Here is a 23,925-nt window from a genome sequence, read left to right on the forward strand (position 1 = left end):
CGGCTTTCAAAATTTCGGTTGAGGTAAAGCCAGTGCTCAGGTGAAATACCGAGGCGCTCAAGTATAGGAGGGGTATTCTCAGCGATAGTGCCGCGCTTTCTGGGATCTAGATGCCGACCGCTCCAATCCACCAACTCCAAATAATGGCCCAGCTGAAAAGGTAAACCTTTTGGCAATTTAAGCGTTCATCTCCCACAAACGGCAGTAAACTTCTGGGTTGCTCAGCGGTGATTACAGAGCGAATACGCAGTTGAATAGAGATGTATCAGGCGTTTTGGCAATATTAGCGCGGATAGGGTTTAGGTCTACATAGGTCATGCAAGCGGCGAGGGCTTTTTCATCCAGTAAAGCCTGCGACTTAAATCGCCCCTCCCCAAAAGGGCCTGTACACTTGTCTTCAGCATTGGCTTTCCGAGCGATAGACTCGTTTAAACAGCGCATAAACCAACTGATATCTATTAAGCGCTCCCGCCATATAGCGGCGACTTCCTTTAGTTTTCCCAACTCACAGTGATCGAGGGTATCGCCTTTGAGATAGTGCGGAGCCAGAAAGGGAGCCCGAAACAGCTTCTCCCACGGGTAATTACCTCTACAAGCTGCTTTAAATATTCGCGAAATAGAAATACCAATGTATTTTGAGAGCCCTGAAATTAATTGGCGAAATTTTCGCCCCGAAAGCATTGCGGAGCTTGGCAACCAATTAACAATGATAGATTTCATCAATTTGCAAATGGGCGGGCAGATACACAAAAAAGTTTACATTACCTATTTTCTGGATACGAATAACTTTAGAGCACTACTTTACCATTGCACAATGATAAAGTAGCGCTTTACACTCAAGGAATGCAATTTAACCTGTCCGTTATTTCTATTGGTTCAACTTATCAGCAAAACATCGCTGCTACATCTGCTACTTCTTCTGCTTCACTTGCTACATCTACTACATCACCGACTATCCCCCCACCGTCTCCTCCATCTTCAAATATCTCATCTTTATTTCGGTTAGCTCGCTTTGTATTTATACCTCGAGGGAGTGTCCGAAAGGACATTCCCAATTGAATTTGAGCTTCATCCACATCCACAAGTGTTTGAGCGTCATCCAGAATAGGTTGATCGTCACCGGGTCTGGCGTCCCTGGCGTCGTAGTGATATTTCCCATTCTCTAATCTGATATCGACAACTGAACTTGGACCAACAGCTTCCAATAACTCTTCTGGTGTATCCGCCTCTCCATAAGCGCCAAAATTTGGAATGAGAGCATTAAATTCCTGTGCCCCCCCAAAAGCGCCATAATTTTGACCAACACCATTCAAAACCTCTCCCTCCCCATCTTGATCAATTTGCCCACGCACCAAGTGTGACCAGGCACCCCACGCGCCAAATCCGAAGATGGTTGCACCGACGGCTGAGCCCACGCCGATACCAATCTTTACTGCAGTTGAATGATGCCCAGAAGGATCTTGCTTCATGACAGGGTTCCCATCGGCATAGGTGTAAGGATTCATAACCAGGAAGCTATCTCGACTCACAAACCTCATCCGTTGCGCCGCGTAGTACCGGGCCCTCAGATAGAGCAAGCTCGATTCCGAGTCGGCATATTCTCCACAATAAGCAAATGGATTGTCAGCGATGCTACCACTCTGGGATGACCTGCAGTTGCCATATACGTCGTAGACATACTCGCTACTGATAGAACCTGAAGTATCGAAAGTCAGAAGAACATTTTGTCTATCGAGTAGATAAGACTGGAGTTCAGATGACGAGTCTTTCTTCAGCACACGAGCGAGTCGCGACGATGCTGATATTATGTAGCTGGCCTCTGAATCCCCCTGAACTTCATTGATGATGTTGGCATTGCTGGCGTTATCGTAATAATAGTGAATGATTTCCTCATCACCGGTTTGCTTGGTTGCACGCAACCCATTGGGATAATAGGTGTAGGTCGTGTTCTCGCCGTCACTTGAGGTGAATTGTGTGAGTTGATTCAAAGCATTGTATTGGTAGCTATTGCCATTTTCATCTTTAATCAGATTGTTGTTTTCGTCGTAGCTCAAAGCCTTATCTTGGGCGCCAGCCACGCTGATGGAATTTAGCCGGTTATCAGCATCGTAGGTGTAATTTGTCTCCGCACTTTCAGAAGAAGGCAGTGAGCGGGCGCAAGTTTTGATATTGGCTAGCGCATCATAGCTATAAGATACGGTTTCGAGTGGGTTGCCTTGTAGGTCTACAGATGATTCCCCAATAACTTGTCCAACATCATCATATACGAATGAAACATCGCGGTTGAGTGTACTCGAGCCCCCAGGATGCCGGTAGCTAATGGCGGTTACGAATGAGGTCGTTGCATCGTAGCTGTAGGTGAGGGTAATCGGCTCGTCTTCACCCGTACTGGTAGCGATGATTTGTTGGGGGCGCCCATAACCGTTATAGGTGTAAGCGAGCTTGACCCCATTTGAGTAGCTCACCGAGGCTATTTTCCCCACATTAGCTTTGTCCATATGCTGGGTGATATAGGTGATTCCCACGGAAACAGAGCCATCGTCCCGAGCGATTTTAGCGAGCCGGCCATAACTGTCGTAGGAATAGCTACACTGATGCCCGAGCGCATCAATGAATGAAGTCAGAAGGCCCGTATTGACATCGTAGTTCCACGAAACTGTTTTCCCGTCTGGATAACTTATTGAAGAAATATTGCCATCAAGCGTGTAGGTGTAGCTGAGCAGTGCATCGCTTTCCCCATTCACGAAGCGCTCGATGGAAGTGCGCTGCCCGACACCATCGTATTCATAATGAATTTCAATGCTCGAGCCATTCTCGGTGTACGAATGAGAAGAGACTCGCTTGTTTAGATCATAGGTGCTGTTTATCTGTGATCCATTAAACTGATTGATCTGAGTCCTATTTCCTACCGCATCATAAGTAAATTTTCGAGTTTGTTCCGTCAGTGTGGCTTCTTGTGTGAATTCCCCGAGTTCATTGTAACTACGATTTGACGACGCTTCTGTCTGAGACGTACCTTCAAGTGTACAAGTGCTCTGAAGCATATTCCCATTTAGATCTCGCGAGGCCACTAGTGTGCGCTTGAGATTTGCACCACCGAGACAATACTGGGTGGGGCTTTGGAGGATATTGTAGGATCTCGCTAGAGAAAACTGTTGAGGGGTCTGCTGATCCCCAATACTGGTCTGTACATTGAGTTGAAAAGCGTTCCACAAGCGTGTAGCGCAGGCGTACTGATTAGCATTGTGCCTATCGAACTTTTTAGCCGAAGCGACAAGTCTTTGTTTATATTCTTTTTTAGCTCTTTTCTTGAATTTACTAAGAAGTGGGCCGCCAGACTTCTCAGGACCGTAAGTCACTTCAGTTGATTTCAGCGAATTAAAAGAGCTTGCTTTCGTGCAAGCTACCGAGTCATATTCGTATCCCGATATATTGCCAAGGGCATCAGTCTTAGAGGCTAATTGGCTGCGTACGTTATAGGCGTATGTAACTTTTGATGCTTCGCCTAGAACACCCAATTGTACGCTGAGACGCCCAAGCTGATCATAAGTATTCGTCGTTAAGGTTCGCTCTGCCCCACCCTTCACAGGATAATCACTTTGCTGGATAAGTTGCCCAAACCCGTTGTAGTAGTACTTCTGTTCGTAACCGTTGGCATCGAGCTTTCGCATTATGTTATTGGTAAGATCGTAGCTCCATGTTGTGGTATTACCCATAGGGTCAGTGCGTATTACGGTTGCTTCAGCGAGGTCATAGTTATACGTAGTGATCGCACCCACGGCGTTGCTGGTTGAGATTGGGAAACCAGTACATAAATCGTAAACCTCATTAGAGGTGTTGCCAAAGAAATCGGTCGTGGCATGCGTCAATGTGTGTGCGGTAGAGTCAAGAATATTTTCAAAGGCCGTGTTGGTTTTTGCAATTCCAGAATGATCTGGCGCTGCTGAACCCCAGGTACGCGTGGAGGAACTGGGACGGCCAGCAGTGTCATACTCAACAGAGGTCACGAGTAATGGATTTAGTAAGCCATTCACTTCAGTCCCGCGGGTGAATGTGAGGATGTGCTTTTTATCATCTGAAAGTTTATTGTCCGTTCTAATAATCTCTGGTGTTTGACTAAGTACTCCTCTGGGTTTGTAGTCGTATACCTTAACGGAAGTGGGCATACCAAAACTGATATCGTATTCAACCTCTCCCTTTTTGACGAGCTGTAATTCACCCTCTATCAGTTCGTACTCTTCGATAGAGGCAATTTGACCATTGTCTGTGTAGCTGCGAATAATTTTAGCGGGTCTGGTGTCTTCTTGCTCGTTGTAGAAGGTACTTAGCTTTTCTGCAATCAGTTGATAATTCGGATCGAGCTGGTTGTAGGGGGGGAAGTCGCCGTCCGTTTCACCAACATAAGTGTACGCTATTTCTTGGATGCGCTCGCTTCCATCTGCTGTGAAGGTGGTAGACTTTAGAAGAAGGTGCAGATTGTTGTACTGATTAACGACCAACGTTTTGTTATTGTTGATCGTGGTGTAATACCTGTAATTATTGTCATTACTTTGAAATAAAGTATCTGATGTTGTAGATGCGACCTCATACGTAGGGTTCCCAAGATAATTATGGCCATCTGGACCACTTTGCTCAGGGTGATAATTATAGGTTGTGCTACGGGTTTCTTCTTCATAGGTGTTTATCACCTTGCTCACGACATCTTGTTGCTCTTGTTGTCCAGAACTATCTTTATAGTAGATTGTACTGTAGTCAAACGTCGAGCTGACTTTATTGGGGTAGTTGACGTTCGAGAGGAGCTTGCTATTTATAAGACCTCCGTTGTAAATAAAGTGCGTGGTCAAGCCCATAGGGTCAATGTAGGAAACCAGCGCGCCCTCAAGTAGCTGGTAAGAATAGGTGATCGGGTTAGGGTTGGCATCGGATCTTGGGTAAATTACATCGATGGAGTCACTACTGAGTGAAATCGATAGGTTTTGTCCGTATGCATCGGTAACACTGATAAGCTTCGCCTGTATAATGGAAGCATCGCTTGAATCATAGGTAAAAAGCAGATGGTTTCCATTTTTGTCGTCCCAACAGATCAATTTCCCCTGGGCATCGAAATACTGATGATGGCCGTCTAAAAAGGTCAGTAGGTATGCATAAGGAGTACTTGGGTCATAGGGCAAATTAGGGTATTGCCCTGGACTATACTGCGTCATTTCAAGATTTTTCTGGTAGTAATACTGCAAGCCAGAAGCACTTTCCGGACTCAAAACATAGGTTTGGTTACCGTTGAGAGTCAAGATTCCATCATTAATGTAACTTAACGAATAGGACCATCCTACAGGTAGACCAAACAATTGTTCATAGGAACCTACGGTCTCCTGCGCGTATGTGATCCCGAGATTCACATCCATCGAGAGAATCCCTTTTAGAGGTGGCGATGGAATCGTAACGCTGAGTAAACCAGTACGGGGATTGACTTGGGTAAGAAAATTCTTCGCATAATTTTTGGCGACAGAGGATGAGTTAGAGCCAGTGGAAGTGCTAGCGATATTCGTGGTACTAGAAAAGTTTGCCATCTGGTCGAAGTTTGACACGTGCTCACCTTATATAAATATAAAAGCTACGCAAACAGATTAACTGTGTCTTGTTATCTCCACACGCCTTATCCTACAACCTGACAGCTGCTCACATCGCCTTTAGAGCTACGCTCTTATGGCGCGCGAGCACAGGCTGGCTAATTGTTTGCATTGGTGTAAAAAGAGATGACGACTATGAGCCATCAATGAATTCCGAAAATATAATAATACTGTTTATGCACCTTCACGGTACCAAACAACGAGGTGTGCTGAGTGACTCTTGGCGTCGATCATAGACAGTCGTGAGTAGTATGCCTGTACGGAATTAAGGGTTTCATTCAGAAAATTGACGGCATTTTGATACATTGTGCTATATCCGTCTGAATCGTTGAAGGTTTCGTAATTCCAAGTCTGTGACAATGTGTCAACTGAGCCAGCGGGTGCCGCGTCGTCTGTGTAAATAATGACACTCCGGCAATTTCCGCCATGTTCGTTTGAACTTGCGATTTTTACCGAATCGCGACCATTCTGGCTTAAGCTATTAAGGCTATTTTGTACCTGCCCCCACAAAGTATCGCTGTCTGACTCACTATCTGCGTAGGATTTATAGATGTAAGTGTTTGTAGCCATGTTAGTTCCCATTAATGTTTGTGATATATACAGGCACAGGCCTGCCCATTTTTTAACAAAAAGCCTTCTTAATACTGCGGAAAATTTTTTAAGATAAAAGGTAATTTAAGTGCCAAATACTAAAGCCCTCCCGATCAGTTTTTGCTTATAGATACTGACAGAAACTTAAAAGTAATTGGCGCTTGAACAAACCTGTTAATTAAAAATACCACAGAAAAAAATATTTAAACCATAGGCGACCACTGAGAGAGCTTGGCCCTTCACTTCAAAACTTTTCTGAAATCGCCCATGGAGAATCTAGTAAACACTATTCTAAATTCAATGTCGATAGTCATGAAAACGCAAAGAAAATTTACATCCATTTAGTTGCAGCTTATAGCACTTAGATTTGAATTTTTCAGCCAAGATTGACACTTAAGTATTACCCCTCCCACAAGGAGAATGCCTCAAGGCATTTATCCTTGGACTACTAACGCCCTACAAAATATATATTGAATTTCAAAGAGTTTTAAAAAAGAAATGATCCACAACCACCAGGAATAAGCGCCTCAAGACCACCTCCACAAAACAGATAGATTGTAGTTTTTTTATAACCTAGTCACTCAAAGATATTTTTACTTAATAGTTGAATTTTTGTTAAATATAGATATACGGCCGGAGATAAGTATCTTGAGGCGTATATTAAATCTGCAATCGCGCCATAATGCCATCCACATTCCGCCAATCTGATATTCTTCACAAATACAAAGGGAATTTATATTCCTTACAATCCTGGAAATCACTTGGGAACAGATGTTCGGAAAATTCGCACAAACATGCATTTAGCTAAGTTAGAATTCTAATTCCCTCGTCCATCAAAAATGCCAAAACGAATTGCTACAATTGACATCCTACACTCCGTTTGTATTGTGCTAGAAAACATTAGCACAATACAAGCTCCATTCAGGCCGCAACTGAGCAACGCGTTAGTGCTATCAAAAGTCGAAAAATTTGCATTAGAAGGTAATGTAGCTCATGATCTTGTATCGTGAGAAAAAAACGGCAAAACCTCGATTATCACTATTTTTCCTGCATATAATCATAAAGAATGAAAATCCTTTAAATTTGCTAATATTCAAGAACGATATGAGCAGGATTTAACTGATGGAGAAGACTTGCTTGAACATCCATTGCCTATTATTGGCTTTGACCCCAAAAGACTGCCGAGAGGTAATTGTAGTTTTTGTCTAAATGCAGAAGATATTGAATGTGGATTTTTTTGATTGGCCGAAAAATGCAAAGCAAAGAACTCTTGTTCGCCACTACCGTGGCTGGGGCTGCTGATACGCATCCACTTCACAGCAACCCCGAAGCTTGACGCTGTAAGCCATGATAAGAAAGTGCCCACAATGTGGAAAGCAAGCGGTAAAAGTCAGAATGCTGTCTTTTTCAAACCGCATGCACTGTGAAAAGTGCTTCTTTCAGTACGAGTACACTTCGTTGTCAAAGTGGGTACTCGCATTTATAGGCGCCATTATTCCAGTGCTGGCTATTATATTGGGTTTGGCCAGTAAGAGTTGGGTTGTGTTCGGTATAGTACTTATCTTAGTACCGCTTCTGAGCGAGTTACTGTTTGCAAAGTACTGTGCTTTAAAGCCTGTAGGTGTACGAGCGTTAAGGGCAAAGTTACGTGGTAAAAGATGATAAAAAGTTTCTCAATTTCGTTCCGACCGCGAAAAGCGCGGCCTCCACAGGATAGCCTGCGCGTTACTTCAGCTACCCATTAGCAAAGCGTTGGACTTATTTGATGATTCACAATATATTTAAAGTAATGTTGCTGGCTATCCTCTTAGCAGAGATCTCCACTGCTACAGCTACTTCGATCGGTATTTGCACGCCTCATGTGGAGTATTTAGGAGAGCGAAATATTGAAGGCAGCTTTGTAATGGTTCTCACTATTGCGAAGAATGGCACATTGATTGATGCTAAACCAGAGGACATTAATCCTGAAGAATTACGCGCTTATGCAGAATGCTTGGCAAAGCATTCAAATTATTACCTATCTACATGGCTGCCAAATCCAAGTGAAGGGCTGCATAGAATTCCAGTTTTATTTAAAGTAGAGACGTAACTTTTTCTGATTCGTTTAGAGTACATCAGTCTAGCAAGCACAAGCAGTTATGTCCGGGTCGCTGCGATCTCATTTTTGCACAAAACGTAGCCAGTATTGGTCGCCACTGTTGTAGCCGTCATTTATCATAAATCAATAAAAGAGGATATATTTTGATAAAGCTCTCTGTAAGTATTGATGTTTCTAATATTAAACAAGCTGAGAATTTTTATATTGAAGCTCTTGGTTGTAAAAAACTAAGAGATCAAGGTGGAATGTCAGTGATTTCAGTAGAGAACTGTGATATTTATCTACAAGAGAATGAGGCTAGATCAGTAGCAGTCCCCACCGAGACAGTTGAGCGAAACTATTCTCGTCATTGGACCCCCGTTCATATTGACTTTCTAACGGAAAACGTAGATGAAATAGTTAAGCGAATTGTTAAACTAGGCGGAAAGCATGAAGGCGGAGAAAGAGGTGACTGGGGCACTATTGCATATTGCTCAGATCCTTTTGGTAATGGGTTTTGTGTAATTAATGAGTAAAACACATACAAAGCACATCAAAAGTCGCTCCACCACGTTGCGCCTGATGTCATTGACGCTCCGCCTTTTATATGGTTGCCAGCCTCCTATAGGAATTTTATGAAAAATATAGATTTAAAAGGAATTTTCGTCGGTGGATTTCTTGGGCTACTCGGTGTTTTCGTTATCACCGTAATCTCGACATTTATTAAAATTATGCTGTTTGGCTCCCAACCATACAATGCTCCATACACTACCGAAGAGCTTGTCATTTTGGTTTTTACATGTACCTTTAGCTATATCTGGTCAGGCTTTATAATCTCCAAAATATCCCGAAAAGGCAAATTGCTTAATCCGATTATCGTCTCTTTAATAATATTAGTATTAGCTCTCTTTCCTGCTCGTGAAGTACCGTTTTGGTATATTTTACTATCTGGTTTTCTAGCGCCACCACTTTTCTACTATGGTGCTAATTTCCATCTTAGAAGGCTAGCCAGGTGCTCAAGCAAAGAGGTCGTAAACGGCGCTGCTTAGCTTGGCGTTGGGCCTGCAGCCTTACACGGGACGACCAACGCTCCAGCTGCTCCTGTTGTGGTCATTATGCTCTGTTCAGCTCTCTAACATCAGTAAATAATAAAAAGGAATCAACGAATGATTGAAAGTGCCCAAATAATTCAGCCTGTAATTGCCTTGATAGCTTGGTCAATGGTTATGTGGGTGTGGATGTACGCAACACGATTACCTGCTGTAAAGAAAGCTAAATTAAAGCTTGATCCGAATGCTCCTCGCGGAGAGCAAATGTCAACCCTGCCTCCCCATGTTCGTTGGAAAGCTGATAATTATAATCACCTCATGGAGCAACCAACTATTTTCTATGCTTTGGCAATATCACTTGCAGTCCTTGGCGCAGGAGATAGCATAAATTTTATTCTGGCATGGACATATGTCGGCATTCGAGTAATTCATAGTATTGTGCAAGCAACTTTCAACAAAATTGAAATCAGGTTTTTAATATTTGCTCTATCAAACATTCCATTATTAGCCTTAACAGTGAGCGCTGTGCGAACCACATTTATGCAATAAAACCAGTGGGCATAACAAAACGTCGGCGTTCGGCAGCAAACTGCCAGGGACGCCTACGGCGCCCCACAACTTCGTGTTGGCACAATATATGAAAGCACATATACCTTATGAAGAAAGATCTGGAAGAAAACCGGATTTTGTAGTCAAGTACAAGATAGACTTATCTGAAGAGAATAAAAATGCCAAGCCGGGACAAGGAATGAGAGTGGATTTTCTTTATGACGGGGATGATCCTCAAGTTGAAGGTATACACATGATCTGGCCAGAGATTCTTGATGAAGATGGCAGAGTCATAAGAGATACTACTCCGGGCAATATTCCCAATGAAGGCTTTGCCAATATGTGGATATTAAATGAAGAGCGCCGTGAGTATCACCATAAAAGGCTTAAGATTGGTACAAAAGGGACTTGGTGGCGCGGTGGTCGCATTGCTAATGTCACGGTAGTTCAGATCAATGCTGTTAAATAGTACTTACAAATTGTGGCACAATCGCCCACAAAGGATACAGACTGGACTCGCTACACGTCGTTCCACTAGCCTATCGTATAAGGCGTTAATAGTTATGAAAACTATCGCAGCATTTTTTTGTTTGCTATCTCTTCTTACGCCTTATCATATCAGACACTTTCAACAGCGGTCAGATCTCTATTAGAATCAGGGAGTACAGATAGCTTCGTTCACGTCGGAAACAGCACACAGTCAGAATTCAATAAGCGGCGAAGTATTGCTTCGTCATGCGCCCTCAACATTCTAGAAGGTGATGCCAAACAACCAATAGGTGATGGTAGCGCTAGCAATCATGCTCTCATTACCTGCCCTGGCTTTAGAGCTCTCGGCATTCGTTTAAAACCTGAAGAGTCCGGCAAATACCATATATTGGGTTACTGGTCCTAGTAAGCTTTTAACAAGTTGCTGAATCCCACCACCTATACTCCGTTCGCTTTGTGCTGTACGCTACGCTAGCACAAAGCGGCTCCATTCCGCCGGCACCTATGCAAGGCGTTATGTGTAAGGAAGAATTGTGGATGTAACTACACTGAGGAAAAAACAGGATAAGTTTTTTCAGTCAGGTAAAAGCAACAAGGCTGAATACAATGAGCTTTCATCGATTCACCAGAGGATATCTGAAATATCATCGAAGGCTGAAATGAGCCCAGAGGAAGCTGAAAAGATAGGTAAACTATTGCAATCTAGCTCAAGTATTCTATTAAAAGATGCTATCGATACAAATACCACCTTTACTCAAAAGTTAACAAAACGAAGCAGTCAAAGACTCAAACAATGTATCACTATATTACTTATATCTATATTTATTAGTATATCAATTATAATTATTAAAGGGCTTTAAACACATAACAAGTTTAGGGAAAGGGCTGGCAAGCCTGCCACCTAATTTTTTTACGATTAGGTGCCAACTTCATCAGCCCATGTTCACGACATTATGCGCCATTAAACATAGAGTATTAATTGAAAAATGAGTAAAGATCAACCAAATAATCCGCTACACGGTATTACTCTTGAGAAAGTTGTTACACGTTTGCAAGAACATTATGGCTGGGATGGTTTGGCAGATAGGATCAATATCAATTGCTTTAAGAGCGACCCATCAATTAAGTCTTCGCTCAAGTTTTTACGCAAAACCCAGTGGGCACGAGATAAAGTCGAAGATCTGTATATTTCAACTTTTGAAAATAACTCTCCATGGGCTAATCGTAAATAAGCACTATTTGGCAACCACATAGATGTCGCTGTGATTAGGCAGGGACAGGCGCATAAATCGGGTAGCCGGTAGTTTTAGCTACCGGCCCCTACACTACTCATCGTGCGGATCAGCATGAGACGACACTCTATCCATAATAAACCTCTACCCAACAATACTGTCGAGCAGTTCTTCATTTGAGTTGAGTGTCATGGCAGTGCGATACCTCAATTTTCCCGACTGAAAACATATCAGTAGGCAGCCCTGTCTTTTAACTCGTAGATTTTGGGTTCAGGCCCTCACTCGGTCCAAGATATTAATCGCTATTAGACCATCGCCTGACTTCTACTCAATTAGCTTGGTCATTACTGACCGAGGCGCTATTATGTGCACCACTTTTACCCCTGTGATGGTGGCTAGGGGATTGGGCCTATTTATGAGCCAGCAGCCACGCTGACAGCTTCACGGTAGCAAGTTAAACAGATCTCCCCAGATAAGAATGGGAAATTCCACTACACAACTGCATCATTTACTCTTCCAATGAGATCTCATAACTTCAGTGTCTTTGGCAGCCCCGCCCCCAGGCTAAACCTTATAGGATGCTCCTGCTCTTCAGCTCGTATCTTGCTAGCGGCTTTCTCCCCACAAAACCTCAGGTGTTGCAGTTGCCATTCGCTACTAGTTAGCATTTAATAGAACCCATTAAATGGTGATCCTCCTACAGGAGACGTTCACACGCCCATGCTAGGCGTACCAAGTTGCTGCATCCAACAGCCTACACTCCGCTCGCTTTGCGCTATACGCTACACTAGCCGAAGCGACTCCATTCCGGCGGCAGTTGAGTAAGGCGTTAAAAGCTTCGTTCGTGTTTAAAAGGTATGTGATATTCTAAAGGGCAAAAAAACTGTATGATTGACATGTAGGAAAAAGAATTAATGACGGTAGAGAACTAATGAAAAATATCATCTCCATACTTGAAGCGAAAGACCTGGATGAACTAAAGGCTTTAGGTTCTTATAAAGAAATAAGAGATTCTCTACAATCAAAGATAGATATAAATTTAAAAGTTAATGGGTGGGTAGCATTAGATAAAAGAATTAGGTCCCTCAAGTCTTTAGCTTCAAATAATAAAGAAAAACTGATAGAAATTAGTGAATCTAGTAATTTCGAGAATGCAAAAGCATCTGTTAATGAACTGCTTGGTTTCAAGATCACAGCTAAAAGCAAGGACGATTTTAAGAAAAAGATCTCAAAGTTAATTGATGCCTTTTACCAAGGTGAATTTGACCCTTACGTTCGTTTTGAAGAAACTAAGATAAGAAACTTTAAAAGTAGTTCAAGATTAGAAGGCCTAGAATTAGAAGAGCCTGACGAATCAGTAACCTTAGAGTCAATATTGTCAAAATATAGGGAGTAAGAAGAATATTTATGGATAAATACGATGCAACTAACGACCACTATTGCTATCAAGGGACCTCTGTACTCAAGAATAAACTCAATATTCAGGATATGGATAAGCTTGAACAAGCTGAAAGAGAAATATCAGCGCTAACTGTCAAGAGAGTTGGATTTCGACCACCTCCCTACAATCTGGATTATATGAAGCTTCTTCATCGCCTATTATTTATCGATCTATATGATTGGGCTGGTGAGCTTCGAAATGTCGATATATCTAAAGGCGGTACGCGTTTCTGCAATTGTGGCAGAATGAGAGCGGAATCTCAAAAGTTGTTCAACCAAATAGAAAATCAAAATTGGTTGAGAGGGCTTTCAAAAGAACAATTCTGTGCAAAACTAGCTGAATTCTACTGTGAGTTTAATATGATCCATCCATTTAGAGAAGGTAATGGTCGGGTCCAGAGGCTATTGTTTGAGCACCTGGCATTGCATGCAGGTTTTGAGCTTGATTGGAATGATGTTAGCAGGACAGAATGGATTCAAGCCAATATTGATGGAGTCAACGTAAATTACGCTCCTATGGAAAAGATTTTTTTACGAATTGTTTCTTTCGCTCAATGACGCTTTTAAATCGGGTGGCCGGTAGTTTCTAGCTACCGGCCCCTACACCACCTATCGTGCGGGTCAGAGATGGGCAGCTCCCAATCAGCAATGAATCTCTACTCAACAATACTGTCGAGCAGCTCTTCATTTGAGTTGGAATAATCTTGAGTGCCCACAAATTGGGCACCTAGGACACATTGATAGGTCGGCCCAACACTAATCCAGTGAATACATCCAGCAAGTAGGGGTCGCGAGCAAAGGCATCCTATATCAAAACCGCTACCACACCATGGCTTTGACATGGATGCTTTGGGAAATCCTTAGCCACAGTGGGGCTATCAACGATCTCCTCTTCCAAGTGCCCGCTCCTTTTGTACACGTATATATATTTCTTCACGGTGAACAGGCAGGGATTTGGGAGCAAGTATGCCTATCTTCACTTGATTACCTTTAACTTCCAGTACGGTAATTGAGACATTTGCTCCAATCCTTAAGTTTTGACCCGTCCGGCGCTTTAAGATCAACATTTTTGTTTCCTCTAAGACTCAAACCATTTGTAGGCCACCCTTAATGGAAGGCTTTGTAAGTAATTTTTTGAGGAAATATGAGGTGGTGCACGAGAACGGTAGGCATAGAAGAAGAAAAGGCGGGCACTACGCTCCCAGAGCTTGGAGAACCTCTCCAAACTGCTCAATATACTCCAGTTTATTGAAGACGAGCGGGTTTCTAGCGTATGATCCATATAGCCAGTGCGTCCTGAGTATTTTTTTTTTAATTTATTTTTTATAAATAAAAAAAATAAATAAATACGTGCTATCCAGGAGATGGAGGTCGGCCCTCCGTTATCGCTTTGCAGGAAGTGGTAACAAACCGCCTCAAGGTGATCGGAGTAAAGAGCTTTGGTTAGAAGCGCTTGAGGAAAAGGCGTACGAGATACGTCAGGTATGTTGTGTAGAGACGAATGCAAATGAACCGCTGATGAGGTGTCGAAAGCGGATTACCAAGATGATGTCAAAACCCGTGCACTGGCTAAGTGCGGGGATAAGCTTGGAGGTTACCTGTTTACCGACCAAGTGACATCCGGCATAAAGGCGGCGTGAACACACAACAGGCTTTTGGGTGGAACAGGAGAACCTGTCGTCCAGGTGTTAAGGAAGAGCGTCAAGTAGAGGCCCTACAAGACGTTGAGTACCAAGACTGGGCACAGGGGCGGAACAACCCGTAGTAGTGGAGAAGTGACTGTAATGGTCGTGGAGCGAAGGGGTTGTCGTATTCGGCGACTAACCGTGTAATCAACCCAGAGGGGGAGGAATTAACGATTAGCGCAAAGCCATTCAATATTCCCAAACGGGCGGTTTGGGAAGCGTGGAAGCAGATCAAGGCCAATGGAGGCGGTGCGGGGATTGACGGGATAACGATAGAGCAGTACGAATCGAATCTCGCCAGAAACCTGTACAAGCTGTGGAATAGAATGTCATCTGGCAGCTATTTTCCATCAGCCGTCAAACGAGTGGATATTCCGAAGCTCGATGGCAGCCTGCGACCACTGGGTATTCCCACAATCGAAGATCGCATTGCACAAATGGTGGCTAAGCAACTGCTGGAACCAGAATTGGAGAAGGTCTTTCACCCTGACTCCTACGGTTATCGACCAGGTAAGTCTGCTATAGACGCAGTGCGCCGAACTCGACAACGATGCTGGGATAGAATCTGGGTGGTTGATTTAGACATCAAAGGTTTCTTTGACAATATTAATCACGAACTCCTACTGAAGGCATTAGATAAACATAATGATCATCGGTGGGTCAGACTCTATGTGCAGCGCTGGTTGACGGCTCCGGTACAGCATCAGGATGGACAGTTTGAAGAGCGAACACAAGGCACTCCACAAGGGGGCGTAATCAGCCCACTGTTGGCGAACTTGTTTTTGCACTACGCGCTGGACGTCTGGATGGTAAGAACGCACAAAGAAATTCCTTTTGAGCGTTACGCTGATGATGCGGTTTACCATTGTCGTAATCCCCGGGAAGCAGATCGCTTACTGGCAGCGCTGAAGGCACGCCTGACTTCCTGCGGGCTTGAAGCTCATCCAGAGAAAACCCGCAAGGTTTATTGCAAGAACAGCAACCGCAAAGACAACCACCCTGTGATTCATTTTGACTTTCTGGGTTATCGATTTGGTCCCAGGAAAGCAAAGAATCGCCATGGACAAACCTTCACCGCCTTTGGTCCATCAATGAGCCCTAAAGCTTTCAAGAGGATCAAGGATAAGGTTAGGCAGTGGCGTGTGATTAACTGGGTGGATCGATCACTATCTGAAATGGCAAAGGTACTTAATCCCGCAATACAGGGTTGGCTGAACTATTATGGTCACTTTGGGCGGAGATATGGTGTTTATCGGCTACAGAAGTATCTTGATCAAACGCTGATGCGTTGGGCTAGGAAGAAGTTTAAGCATCTGAAGCGAAGCTGTTTCAAGAGTTGGGCCTTTATTGGTAAGGTTCGTCAACAAATGCGCGGCTTGTTTGCACACTGGAGAATGGGAAGATTGAAAATGTGCTGAATACGAAGAGCCGTATGAATTGAGAGGTTCACGTACGGTTCTGTGAGAGGTCGAAGGGGAAGTTCCTTTGGTCTACTCGACTTTTGATAGTCTGCTTATCAATTTGGTTAGCTGGCCCCTGGTGTTCGAGCACCTTGGGTCAGCGCCTTTTACTTGCTTTTACGTCACAATACCGCTCTCCTTTGATAGGCTGACTTTTAGAAAATTATTGACTTGGTTAAATTTCTTTGGTAGTTGGCATTTTAAAAGGCGGATCAATGCCGACCAAAATACTAATAATCATCCATCGATTTTACGCAGCTTTGACACTAAAACAAACTTAATAAAATCCAATAAGATTATTTTTGTGCCTATATTTTTTAACTTTACGCTTTGAATAATCTGAGTTATTTACAAAATAAACCTTTTATCCTGGTGCTTTTATTAAGCTCACTCGAAAGAACTCAGAAGAATAGATCTTCAATATTGCCACTTATCACAGGTCCCCTTCTGCCTACAGCCAAAATTGCTTTAATATATTGCAGAAGATTTTGGGCAACCATCCTATTAGGAATAGTAATGGCGTTATTTTTATAACGATTTAGGGATTGGAATTTTTGATGCGACACCCCTAAAAATTCAATTCACTCAAGGGGTGAAACTATAAATCCTAAAGGTTCGTAGAGTATCTCAGAAAGTGAAGTTCAATCGAAATATACATGTATCGAACCCCTTAGTCGTGCTTTAATAGCCAATATACAAAACAGGGAAAGATAATCCGTACTTTCACCTCCGTGCTTGATACTAAGAAATTAATATCACCACTACAGCGCCTGCTGAAGAGCCCTCTCCGTGCCACGATTGAATTCGCTAGGGGTGAGATTGCGGAGTAATTGAGGTGTAGCACAACAGTTAGCGACTAGCGTTTTTATCACTTGAGCACACCAACTCTGGTGCCGCTCATCCAGGTGCGGCGAGCCGATATAAATTCCTATGGAATCTCTGGCTTGTCTGTGTAGGGTACGCCTGTCCACTGCTAGCTTCCATTACTACCGCCAAGTGTGTTGGTTAATGTGGGAATTAGGCTGCAATTGATCCTTTGTTTGGTCTAGAATTTGCTCCAAAGGTGGGGCCCTACCTATCCCCTCGCGATGGGGGCGTTAAGATCAAGTTCGGATGAGAGCAACCATACAGGCTTGCGAGGACATGCACTACTTTAACAAACCGGTAAGCCCCCAAAGAAAAGCCCATCACTGGCAAGTTGCCTTAGTTATTAGCCCGCACTAATTGGAACATCATATTTTATGAGCAAGAAGGTATTTGGAATTAATGAATTTATTATCCTCACCACCCTACTGGCAATGCTTGGCTTGCTGGCTATCCGGTTTTTGAATCCTGAGATGCTAAATCTGTCCATTTTCAATACTCGGGCAGGCTCCTTTTTACTTGGCTGCGCATTTTGTTATTTCACTCTAAATGAGTTCAAGACAGCCATAGCCAAAGATGAGTGGGGCCCAAATAGAATTGCAGGAATTATTCGTGTCCCCCTATATTTCGCTGCAGCTTTATTCCTATTTTACTTGACCGCAAGCGGGGGGAATTAATGGGTAGCGAGAGAATTCCTAAAAGAAATAAGAGCCCCTATAACTGGTGGGTCGCAACAATTATAGAGAGGTTTCTATTTGATGATGAGGAACTTGACAATATGCGCCAGCGCTGCCGGGCATTCTCACATGTTGTGATATTAAATCGTTCTTAATCTCTACAGATTTCTATTGAAGTATCTCTACTATGCTTAGTCCGAAACTCTCGTGGAGATTGCCCAGTCCATTTTTTAAAGCTTCTGGAAAAACTACTGGTATCACCGAATCCCAGTTTGTAGGCGATTGACGTGATCGGGGTATCGCTTTGCTTAAGATACTGCACAGCCTGATGCTGGCGTATTTCATCTAGCACAGTCTGATAACTGGAACCTCTTTCTTTTAGTTTTCTATGCAAACCGCGACAACTAATACCAAGCTCCTTGGCCACGACCTCTTGTGAAAAATTACCTGAAGCCATCAGATCAACAAGCACCCTACTGGTCATGCTAACTATGTCATTCTTCTGCAAACGCTCCAAATAACCAATTAGGGCTTGCTCGTTAACTCTGACCAACTCATCGTTTCCCGAAGAGAGCTTTCGATCAACAAACTCTTGTTTAAACCTAATCTCACAAATGTCTGATGAAAAGTTAATTGGGCACTTATACATCAATTGATGCCGCTCAAGGGTAGCAGGTCTAGGCCTCTCCAGATTAATTGAAATCAAATGATGATGCACATCGGGGCATATCTTTCTTATGGACTTTATTAGCAAGGCCATAAAAGCATCTATAGCATGAATACTTGGATCATATGAAAAATTATCAACTTTTTCCCAAGAGACTACTACTTGTTTCTGTTCATCATGAACATTGATTCGCATAGCGGTGGTAACCACTTCTGAGAATCGAGCAGACCTCAGTAAGCTCTCCCTGATGGAGCTACTGGCCAAGTGGGCATAGCTTAGAGCATGAAGGTTTGTATGATTAACATACTTAGTGACTTGCAGGCCGATACAATCATCACCTGATATGGATTCAGCGAGCCCCCATAGTTTTTTCATATTCTCTAAAGGAATTCTCTGATTCGCATCCTCTATGCACTTAGGGTCAATTTCTGCACGCTGCAAAATTTCTTGGGTAGAACAGAATGGTTTTAGGGCCTCAATAATAGGTAATACCCAAGTTGCAATGGTCGTGTGTTCATACTCAGCCATCTACAAGTGTGTCCTAATTGGTCAAGAGATTGGCTTTATTTGCAAAGAAACCTAAAAGCCAAATGATTAGCATCTAATCAATCACTTCCTTATTTACCAAGATTATCCTAACGATCCTGACATGTTAAGAGGATCTAGTCATCTAAAAGATAGCCAACCGACGTTGGCAATTGGAAATATGAAAAATCCCATAAAAAGAATAGCATGTCTGGTAGGGGTTACATTATCCATCACTCACCTAGGTGTTGGTGCTAGTGAGCCCACTCAGGTTTTCTGGGGAGATATGCACCTTCATACTTCCTACTCGTTCGATGCCTTCTTAAGCCAAAATTATTCGGCAACTCCGGACACCGCTTATCGGTGGGCCAAGGGGCAGCCGGTTATTCACCCCTACACTCATGCAAAAGTACGTATAGACACCCCGTTGGATTTTCTCGTGGTTTCAGATCACGCTGAAGGGCTGGGAGTTATGAGGGCAGTGGTGAATCAAACAGATGAGCTCGACAGCGATATGTCCTTATACCAGTCAATGATGCGCTGGTTTGCCAAGCAGCATATTAGATATAAAGTCTCAATAAATGAAGGTATGGATATTTTCAATGAGTTACTGCCCAAAAAGGCGCTAGACACAGTAGCTCCCGCTGACCCTGTCCAGGACCCAGCTAACACGCCCCCTGAGCCCGTTCTTGGAGATCTGGATAAGACCCGGACAAGCGCGTGGAGCGCAATAGTCGATGCCGCAGAGCGCCATAATAACCCGGGCACTTTTACCAGTTTTATTGGCTGGGAATGGAGCTCAACACCAACCGGGGCCAACTTACACCGGGTGGTAGTCTCTCCTGATGGGGCGGAAAAAGCTAAGCAGTATCTTCCTTTTGGGTCTGATCAGAGCCAGTACCCAGAAGATTTGTGGCAGTGGTTAGATGAGACATCCAAACGAACTGGCAGTGAATTCATTGCGATCCCCCACAATTCCAATGTGTCCAAAGGTTATATGTTTGCAGAAACCACTCTGCGTGGTGAGCCAATTGATACACAATATGCGCGTACACGCATGCGCTGGGAGCCCCTGGTTGAAATAACACAAATTAAGGGGGACTCAGAAACCCATTCAACGCTTTCCCCGGACGATCCTTTCGCAGACTTTGAGAATTATCCATTCTACCTACAAGCTGACCCGGAGTCGTACCGTGTCGCTAAAGGTGATTTCGTCCGATCCGCCTTACGGTCAGGGCTGGAAATACAGGGGAAAATTGGTGTAAACCCCTATAAGCTGGGGTTTGTAGGGTCCACAGATTCACATACGGGTATGTCAACTGCTGAGGAGAACAACTTTTGGGGCAAGTTTGCCCATGACTCAGTACCCAGCAGCAAGCGAACTAACACTGTCATTGGCGGAACCAAGGCTACAGGTTGGAACATGTCCGCTTCCGGACTCGCCGCCGCTTGGGCAGAAGAAAATACCAGAGAAAGCCTTTTCGCCGCATTTAAGCGCCGTGAAGTATACGCCACTACAGGCCCTAGAATTCAGGTGCGCGTCTTTGCAGGCTGGAATTTTCCGAAACACGCTATCGATGCTGAGAATATTGCTGAACTAGGTTATTCCCATGGAGTACCTATGGGGGGTGATTTAGTGAAACCACAAGGAACTGACCAACCAATTCAGCTACTTATACGCGCGACAAAAGATCCTAAAGGAGCAAATCTGGATCGAGTTCAGGTGGTTAAATCTTGGCTGGACTCAACAGGAAAGAGCCAAGAAAAAATATTTAATGTTGCCTGGTCTGGCGAACGCACGCTTAATAACCAAGGCCAGCTAAGGCCTGTGGGGGATACGGTAAATCGAGAAACGGGGCAATACACTAACAACATTGGCTCCATAGAGTTATCAACCCTATGGCAAGATCCAAAGTTTAATATGCACGAAAGAGCCTTTTACTATGTTCGGGTATTGCAAATCCCTACCCCACGCCATTCACTCTACGATGCAATAGCTACAAAAGAAATCAATAATGGAAATATTCAGGTACCGCCTGAAGGACCCGCCGTTATCCAGGAGCGCGCTTATACATCCCCAATTTGGTATACCCCCTAAGACTGGCAGGAACCTCGACACCAAAGCAAGTAAATAGCATATCTAAAAAAGTCGCTTACATACTGACATCAATACTCTCTGCAGGTTTCAATGGAGGAAGCTTCATGCAGCGGAAATTAGAGATTCTGAAGAGGGAGCCTCTGGTACACTTTTCTATTATCGCTTTATTGCTGTTCGTTTTCGCAGAGTTGTTAATAGAGGAAAATGAAACTAACTATGAAGATACCTTGCTTATCAGCGAGGACATACTAATTGAGCACCTCCAATTCCAGAAAAAAACATTTAACCAGAGTTTTGCACGACGTTATTGGGAGGGCTTGACCCAGCCAGAAAAGTCCAACCTCATTAATGATTACATTAAAGAAGAAGTACTTTACCGTGAAGCCCTTAATCTAGGCCTGCAGAAGCATGATCAGATTATACGACGACGCCTTATTCAAAAGCTTGACTATGTAAATGGTGGCTTTTCCAGTAACACTGATATTAGTGAAGAAGACTTGGAAAACTACTTCCAGCTTTATCGCGAGAAATATCGAATTGAAGCATCTATTACCTTCACTCATGTTTTCTTTGATTTTAGACGTCACTCTAAAGAAAAATTAGAGAAGACTGTTAAGCAGAGCTTGAACCATTTAATAAAGCAGTCTGTTCCATTCGAGGAATCCGCCTTCTACGGAGACAGATTTATCTTTCATCGGAATTATGCAGATCGCACTCCCCATCTAGTGGCCAGCCACTTCGGCGATGATTTGGCAGAACGTATCTTTCAACTACCATTGAACACCTGGTCCGGTCCATTTAAATCTCCATATGGTCTACATCTAATTTTGGTTAGTGAAAACAAAACAAGCCGCTTACCCAATTTTAGAGAAACTGCCCCCTTAGTACTTGAAGATTATCGACGAAACAAAATGGAGGAAAACAGACAACTTAGAATACAAGAGCTGTTGGCAGGCTACAGAATAGAGAGGGATGCCTCGATACCATATGTACCTGTGGATATCACCTATGCCAACTAAAACTCCCTACAAGATTATCAAAGCCCTTCTATTCTTATTGTTACTTACAACAACTAGCAATTTTAGTTTCGCTCATGACGGAAGACCGATATACATTGATTTAAAAGAAGTCACGGAAAGCAGATATGTCCTTCGATGGAAAATCCCCCCTATCATGCAGCCAGGCACTGAACCTGAGATACACTTAAAGGGCGAATTCTGCCAAATACAACCAGAGATAACAGGGCCTGCCGGATCCAACGTGAAGAGTTACCTATGCAGGACCCCCCACCCAAACAATTTTACAAGACCATATAATCCCCTAACAATAAAAATCACATACCCCATTGCCAATCCAGCCTTATCGAGCTTAATTCATTTTGAAAAATCAGACGGTGACACTATTAATCTCTTTAATGGTCCCAAAGTCTTAGAGATAAATCTACCTTCCCGCCTAACTATATGGGATTGTGTCACACAATATATTGAAGCAGGTTTCTTACACATATTAGAGGGCTATGATCACTTACTATTCGTATTATGTTTAGTCTTTATCGCCAGAAACTTTAGAGGCATTTTAATAGCGATTAGCGGATTTACAGTAGGCCACTCTCTCACTCTAGGGCTCGCAAGTTTAGACTTATTCACCATAAGAGTAGATGTTGTTGAAGTGTTGATCCCATTGAGTATTATGCTGTTAGCCGCAGAAATTGTATACGCGCATAATGGACAGAGTAAAACAAGTTTAACCCGACGCCATCCGGCGATTGTTGCCACTGGCTTTGGATTACTTCACGGGTTTGGGTTTGCCAGTGCGCTAGCGGAGTTAGGACTTCCTCATAGCCATAAAATCACCGCATTATTTAGCTTTAATATAGGTGTAGAACTGGGGCAAATATTATTTGTCTTGGTTTTGATTTTTTTATCATCTACAGTTCAGCGGATATTCTCGAAGTGGAAAATTACAACTTTGTATAACCAACTTCTGACACAATCAAAATACGCTATTTATCCAGTTGGAATAGCCAGCGGGTATTGGACAATTGACAGGGCTCTGGGGCTAATTTCCTAAACAAGCAAAGCTTGAATCACAAAAGCTGCTTCAATACTTACTACTGGGGTAACAGGAAATAATACACAGCACTCGAGACGCGCTGTGAATACATCCCTGTAAGCTCCTTATCGGCATCCATGCCTCATAGGGTCCTGAACGTAGTGTATTATTTTCTTCTCCCTTTTTACTATAATCTGTTATTCTCACGCAATCACACAGATAACGGCTCACAGTAGTGGGCAGATATATGTATGAGTTGACCATCAAACAATAGGGATTCATCGAGCCTTTTTAGCCCACATCAATGTCAGATACAGGCCTTTGTAGAGCTAAAGCAGTTTTCACTACCAAACCTACCACCACTGAAAATTAAGATGTTGAATTTTAGAAAAGCACTTATAGAAGACCTTCCTGATTTACTTAAATTTGAACAATGCCTTATCGAAGCCGAAAGGCCATACAATTCATCTATTAAAGCTGAATCAGCATTCTATTATGATATAGAGAACCTGATACTATCTGATGACTCATATCTTCTGGTAGTTGAAACTGAAGATGAAATCATTGGAAGTGGATATGCTCAGATACGAAGCTCAAAAATATCCCTTGATCATGAGCGGCATGCTTATCTGGGTTTTATGTATGTATCACCAGCACACCGAGGAAAGGGCATTAACTCAAAGCTAATAGAGAAATTAATTGCATGGGGAAAACAGAATGGTGTTCAAGATTTCTACCTTGACGTTTACTCTCAAAATAGCTCAGCGATAAAAGCCTATGAAAAAGTCGGCTTCAAACCATCACTTATGGAAATGAAGTTAAACCTTAAATAGAAAGATCACA

Annotated in this window: 20 protein-coding genes; 15 read left to right on the top strand and 5 right to left on the bottom strand. The window is 43.1% G+C overall.

Translation table 11 applies throughout. The features are described 5' to 3' along the window. Positions 1-231: 231 nt before the first annotated feature. The 3 genes from ACJJI6_RS10550 to ACJJI6_RS10560 all read right to left on the bottom strand — a co-directional run bounded on the left by ACJJI6_RS10550 (position 232) and on the right by ACJJI6_RS10560 (position 6,197). On the bottom strand, positions 232-720 hold the full coding sequence (locus tag ACJJI6_RS10550; RefSeq protein WP_475713340.1) for a transposase: 489 nt from the start codon (positions 718-720) through the stop codon (positions 232-234). Positions 721-884: 164 nt separating this feature from the next. Continuing rightward, positions 885-5,585, bottom strand: coding sequence for an RHS repeat domain-containing protein (locus tag ACJJI6_RS10555; protein ID WP_475713341.1), 4,701 nt, complete (start codon positions 5,583-5,585; stop codon positions 885-887). 216 nt (positions 5,586-5,801) lie between these two features. Next, positions 5,802-6,197, bottom strand: coding sequence for a hypothetical protein (locus ACJJI6_RS10560; protein WP_475713342.1), 396 nt, complete (start codon positions 6,195-6,197; stop codon positions 5,802-5,804). A 1,786-nt stretch (positions 6,198-7,983) separates the two neighbouring features. On the opposite strand from ACJJI6_RS10560, the gene ACJJI6_RS10565 reads away from it, so the two are divergent. The 9 genes from ACJJI6_RS10565 to ACJJI6_RS10605 all read left to right on the top strand — a co-directional run bounded on the left by ACJJI6_RS10565 (position 7,984) and on the right by ACJJI6_RS10605 (position 13,612). After that, positions 7,984-8,307 carry a hypothetical protein gene (locus ACJJI6_RS10565; RefSeq protein WP_475713343.1) on the top strand — a complete coding sequence of 108 codons (324 nt, stop codon included), beginning with the start codon at positions 7,984-7,986 and terminating at the stop codon, positions 8,305-8,307. Between the two features lie 152 nt (positions 8,308-8,459). After that, positions 8,460-8,831 (top strand): VOC family protein, encoded by a 372-nt coding sequence (locus tag ACJJI6_RS10570; protein ID WP_475713344.1) that lies wholly within the window; start codon positions 8,460-8,462, stop codon positions 8,829-8,831. Between the two features lie 99 nt (positions 8,832-8,930). Beyond that, entirely contained in the window at positions 8,931-9,344 is a 414-nt protein-coding gene (locus tag ACJJI6_RS10575) for a hypothetical protein (protein ID WP_475713345.1), read from the top strand. 117 nt (positions 9,345-9,461) lie between these two features. Then, positions 9,462-9,893: an MAPEG family protein gene (locus ACJJI6_RS10580; protein WP_475713346.1), complete on the top strand. Its 432-nt coding sequence runs from the start codon at positions 9,462-9,464 to the stop codon at positions 9,891-9,893. 88 nt (positions 9,894-9,981) lie between these two features. Continuing rightward, complete coding sequence (locus ACJJI6_RS10585; protein ID WP_475713347.1) at positions 9,982-10,362, top strand: hypothetical protein; 381 nt, start codon at positions 9,982-9,984, stop codon at positions 10,360-10,362. A gap of 553 nt (positions 10,363-10,915) precedes the next feature. Further along, the gene (locus ACJJI6_RS10590; protein ID WP_475713348.1) at positions 10,916-11,242 is read left to right on the top strand and encodes a hypothetical protein; all 327 of its coding nucleotides are present in this window, start codon (positions 10,916-10,918) and stop codon (positions 11,240-11,242) included. 126 nt (positions 11,243-11,368) lie between these two features. Then, positions 11,369-11,614 (top strand): VF530 family protein, encoded by a 246-nt coding sequence (locus ACJJI6_RS10595; protein WP_282931758.1) that lies wholly within the window; start codon positions 11,369-11,371, stop codon positions 11,612-11,614. 931 nt (positions 11,615-12,545) lie between these two features. Further along, entirely contained in the window at positions 12,546-13,010 is a 465-nt protein-coding gene (locus ACJJI6_RS10600; RefSeq protein WP_475713349.1) for a YhfG family protein, read from the top strand. A gap of 11 nt (positions 13,011-13,021) precedes the next feature. Continuing rightward, entirely contained in the window at positions 13,022-13,612 is a 591-nt protein-coding gene (locus ACJJI6_RS10605; RefSeq protein WP_475713350.1) for a putative adenosine monophosphate-protein transferase Fic, read from the top strand. Positions 13,613-13,932: 320 nt separating this feature from the next. Here ACJJI6_RS10605 and csrA read toward each other — a convergent pair whose 3' ends face one another. Beyond that, positions 13,933-14,121 (bottom strand): carbon storage regulator CsrA, encoded by a 189-nt coding sequence (csrA, locus tag ACJJI6_RS10610; RefSeq protein ID WP_444915871.1) that lies wholly within the window; start codon positions 14,119-14,121, stop codon positions 13,933-13,935. A 737-nt stretch (positions 14,122-14,858) separates the two neighbouring features. On the opposite strand from csrA, the gene ltrA reads away from it, so the two are divergent. Together ltrA and ACJJI6_RS10620 are read left to right on the top strand one after the other, a co-directional pair. Beyond that, the gene (gene ltrA, locus ACJJI6_RS10615) at positions 14,859-16,157 is read left to right on the top strand and encodes a group II intron reverse transcriptase/maturase (protein WP_475711195.1); all 1,299 of its coding nucleotides are present in this window, start codon (positions 14,859-14,861) and stop codon (positions 16,155-16,157) included. Positions 16,158-17,440: 1,283 nt separating this feature from the next. Beyond that, complete coding sequence (locus tag ACJJI6_RS10620; protein WP_475713351.1) at positions 17,441-17,740, top strand: hypothetical protein; 300 nt, start codon at positions 17,441-17,443, stop codon at positions 17,738-17,740. Positions 17,741-17,891: 151 nt separating this feature from the next. Here the strand turns inward: ACJJI6_RS10620 and ACJJI6_RS10625 are convergent, their stop codons facing one another. After that, positions 17,892-18,935, bottom strand: coding sequence for an AraC family transcriptional regulator (locus ACJJI6_RS10625; RefSeq protein WP_475713352.1), 1,044 nt, complete (start codon positions 18,933-18,935; stop codon positions 17,892-17,894). 178 nt (positions 18,936-19,113) lie between these two features. Here ACJJI6_RS10625 and ACJJI6_RS10630 point away from each other — a divergent pair, with 178 nt between their 5' ends. The 4 genes from ACJJI6_RS10630 to ACJJI6_RS10645 all read left to right on the top strand — a co-directional run bounded on the left by ACJJI6_RS10630 (position 19,114) and on the right by ACJJI6_RS10645 (position 23,915). Next, on the top strand, positions 19,114-21,030 hold the full coding sequence (locus ACJJI6_RS10630) for a DUF3604 domain-containing protein (protein WP_475713353.1): 1,917 nt from the start codon (positions 19,114-19,116) through the stop codon (positions 21,028-21,030). Between the two features lie 104 nt (positions 21,031-21,134). Then, positions 21,135-22,049 carry a peptidylprolyl isomerase gene (locus ACJJI6_RS10635; RefSeq protein ID WP_475713354.1) on the top strand — a complete coding sequence of 305 codons (915 nt, stop codon included), beginning with the start codon at positions 21,135-21,137 and terminating at the stop codon, positions 22,047-22,049. Next, positions 22,039-23,100 (top strand): HupE/UreJ family protein, encoded by a 1,062-nt coding sequence (locus ACJJI6_RS10640; RefSeq protein WP_445360150.1) that lies wholly within the window; start codon positions 22,039-22,041, stop codon positions 23,098-23,100. The genes ACJJI6_RS10635 and ACJJI6_RS10640 overlap by 11 nt, the downstream gene beginning before the upstream one ends. A 356-nt stretch (positions 23,101-23,456) precedes the next feature. Next, entirely contained in the window at positions 23,457-23,915 is a 459-nt protein-coding gene (locus tag ACJJI6_RS10645; RefSeq protein ID WP_475713355.1) for a GNAT family N-acetyltransferase, read from the top strand. Positions 23,916-23,925: the final 10 nt, after the last annotated feature.

This window comes from Microbulbifer maximicatervae (SeqCode) (assembly GCF_056232625.1).

Excerpts from the sequence above, each read along its gene's own strand:
- ACJJI6_RS10550 (WP_475713340.1), bottom strand. The coding sequence starts at position 720 with ATGAAATCTATCATTGTTAATTGGTTGCCAAGCTCCGCAATGCTTTCG.
- ACJJI6_RS10560 (WP_475713342.1), bottom strand. The coding sequence starts at position 6,197 with ATGGCTACAAACACTTACATCTATAAATCCTACGCAGATAGTGAGTCA.
- ACJJI6_RS10565 (WP_475713343.1), top strand. The coding sequence starts at position 7,984 with ATGATTCACAATATATTTAAAGTAATGTTGCTGGCTATCCTCTTAGCA.
- ACJJI6_RS10575 (WP_475713345.1), top strand. The coding sequence starts at position 8,931 with ATGAAAAATATAGATTTAAAAGGAATTTTCGTCGGTGGATTTCTTGGG.
- ACJJI6_RS10580 (WP_475713346.1), top strand. The coding sequence starts at position 9,462 with ATGATTGAAAGTGCCCAAATAATTCAGCCTGTAATTGCCTTGATAGCT.
- ACJJI6_RS10585 (WP_475713347.1), top strand. The coding sequence starts at position 9,982 with ATGAAAGCACATATACCTTATGAAGAAAGATCTGGAAGAAAACCGGAT.
- ACJJI6_RS10595 (WP_282931758.1), top strand. The coding sequence starts at position 11,369 with ATGAGTAAAGATCAACCAAATAATCCGCTACACGGTATTACTCTTGAG.
- ACJJI6_RS10600 (WP_475713349.1), top strand. The coding sequence starts at position 12,546 with ATGAAAAATATCATCTCCATACTTGAAGCGAAAGACCTGGATGAACTA.
- ACJJI6_RS10605 (WP_475713350.1), top strand. The coding sequence starts at position 13,022 with ATGGATAAATACGATGCAACTAACGACCACTATTGCTATCAAGGGACC.
- csrA (WP_444915871.1), bottom strand. The coding sequence starts at position 14,121 with ATGTTGATCTTAAAGCGCCGGACGGGTCAAAACTTAAGGATTGGAGCA.
- ACJJI6_RS10620 (WP_475713351.1), top strand. The coding sequence starts at position 17,441 with ATGAGCAAGAAGGTATTTGGAATTAATGAATTTATTATCCTCACCACC.
- ACJJI6_RS10625 (WP_475713352.1), bottom strand. The coding sequence starts at position 18,935 with ATGGCTGAGTATGAACACACGACCATTGCAACTTGGGTATTACCTATT.
- ACJJI6_RS10630 (WP_475713353.1), top strand. The coding sequence starts at position 19,114 with ATGAAAAATCCCATAAAAAGAATAGCATGTCTGGTAGGGGTTACATTA.
- ACJJI6_RS10635 (WP_475713354.1), top strand. The coding sequence starts at position 21,135 with ATGCAGCGGAAATTAGAGATTCTGAAGAGGGAGCCTCTGGTACACTTT.
- ACJJI6_RS10640 (WP_445360150.1), top strand. The coding sequence starts at position 22,039 with ATGCCAACTAAAACTCCCTACAAGATTATCAAAGCCCTTCTATTCTTA.
- ACJJI6_RS10645 (WP_475713355.1), top strand. The coding sequence starts at position 23,457 with ATGTTGAATTTTAGAAAAGCACTTATAGAAGACCTTCCTGATTTACTT.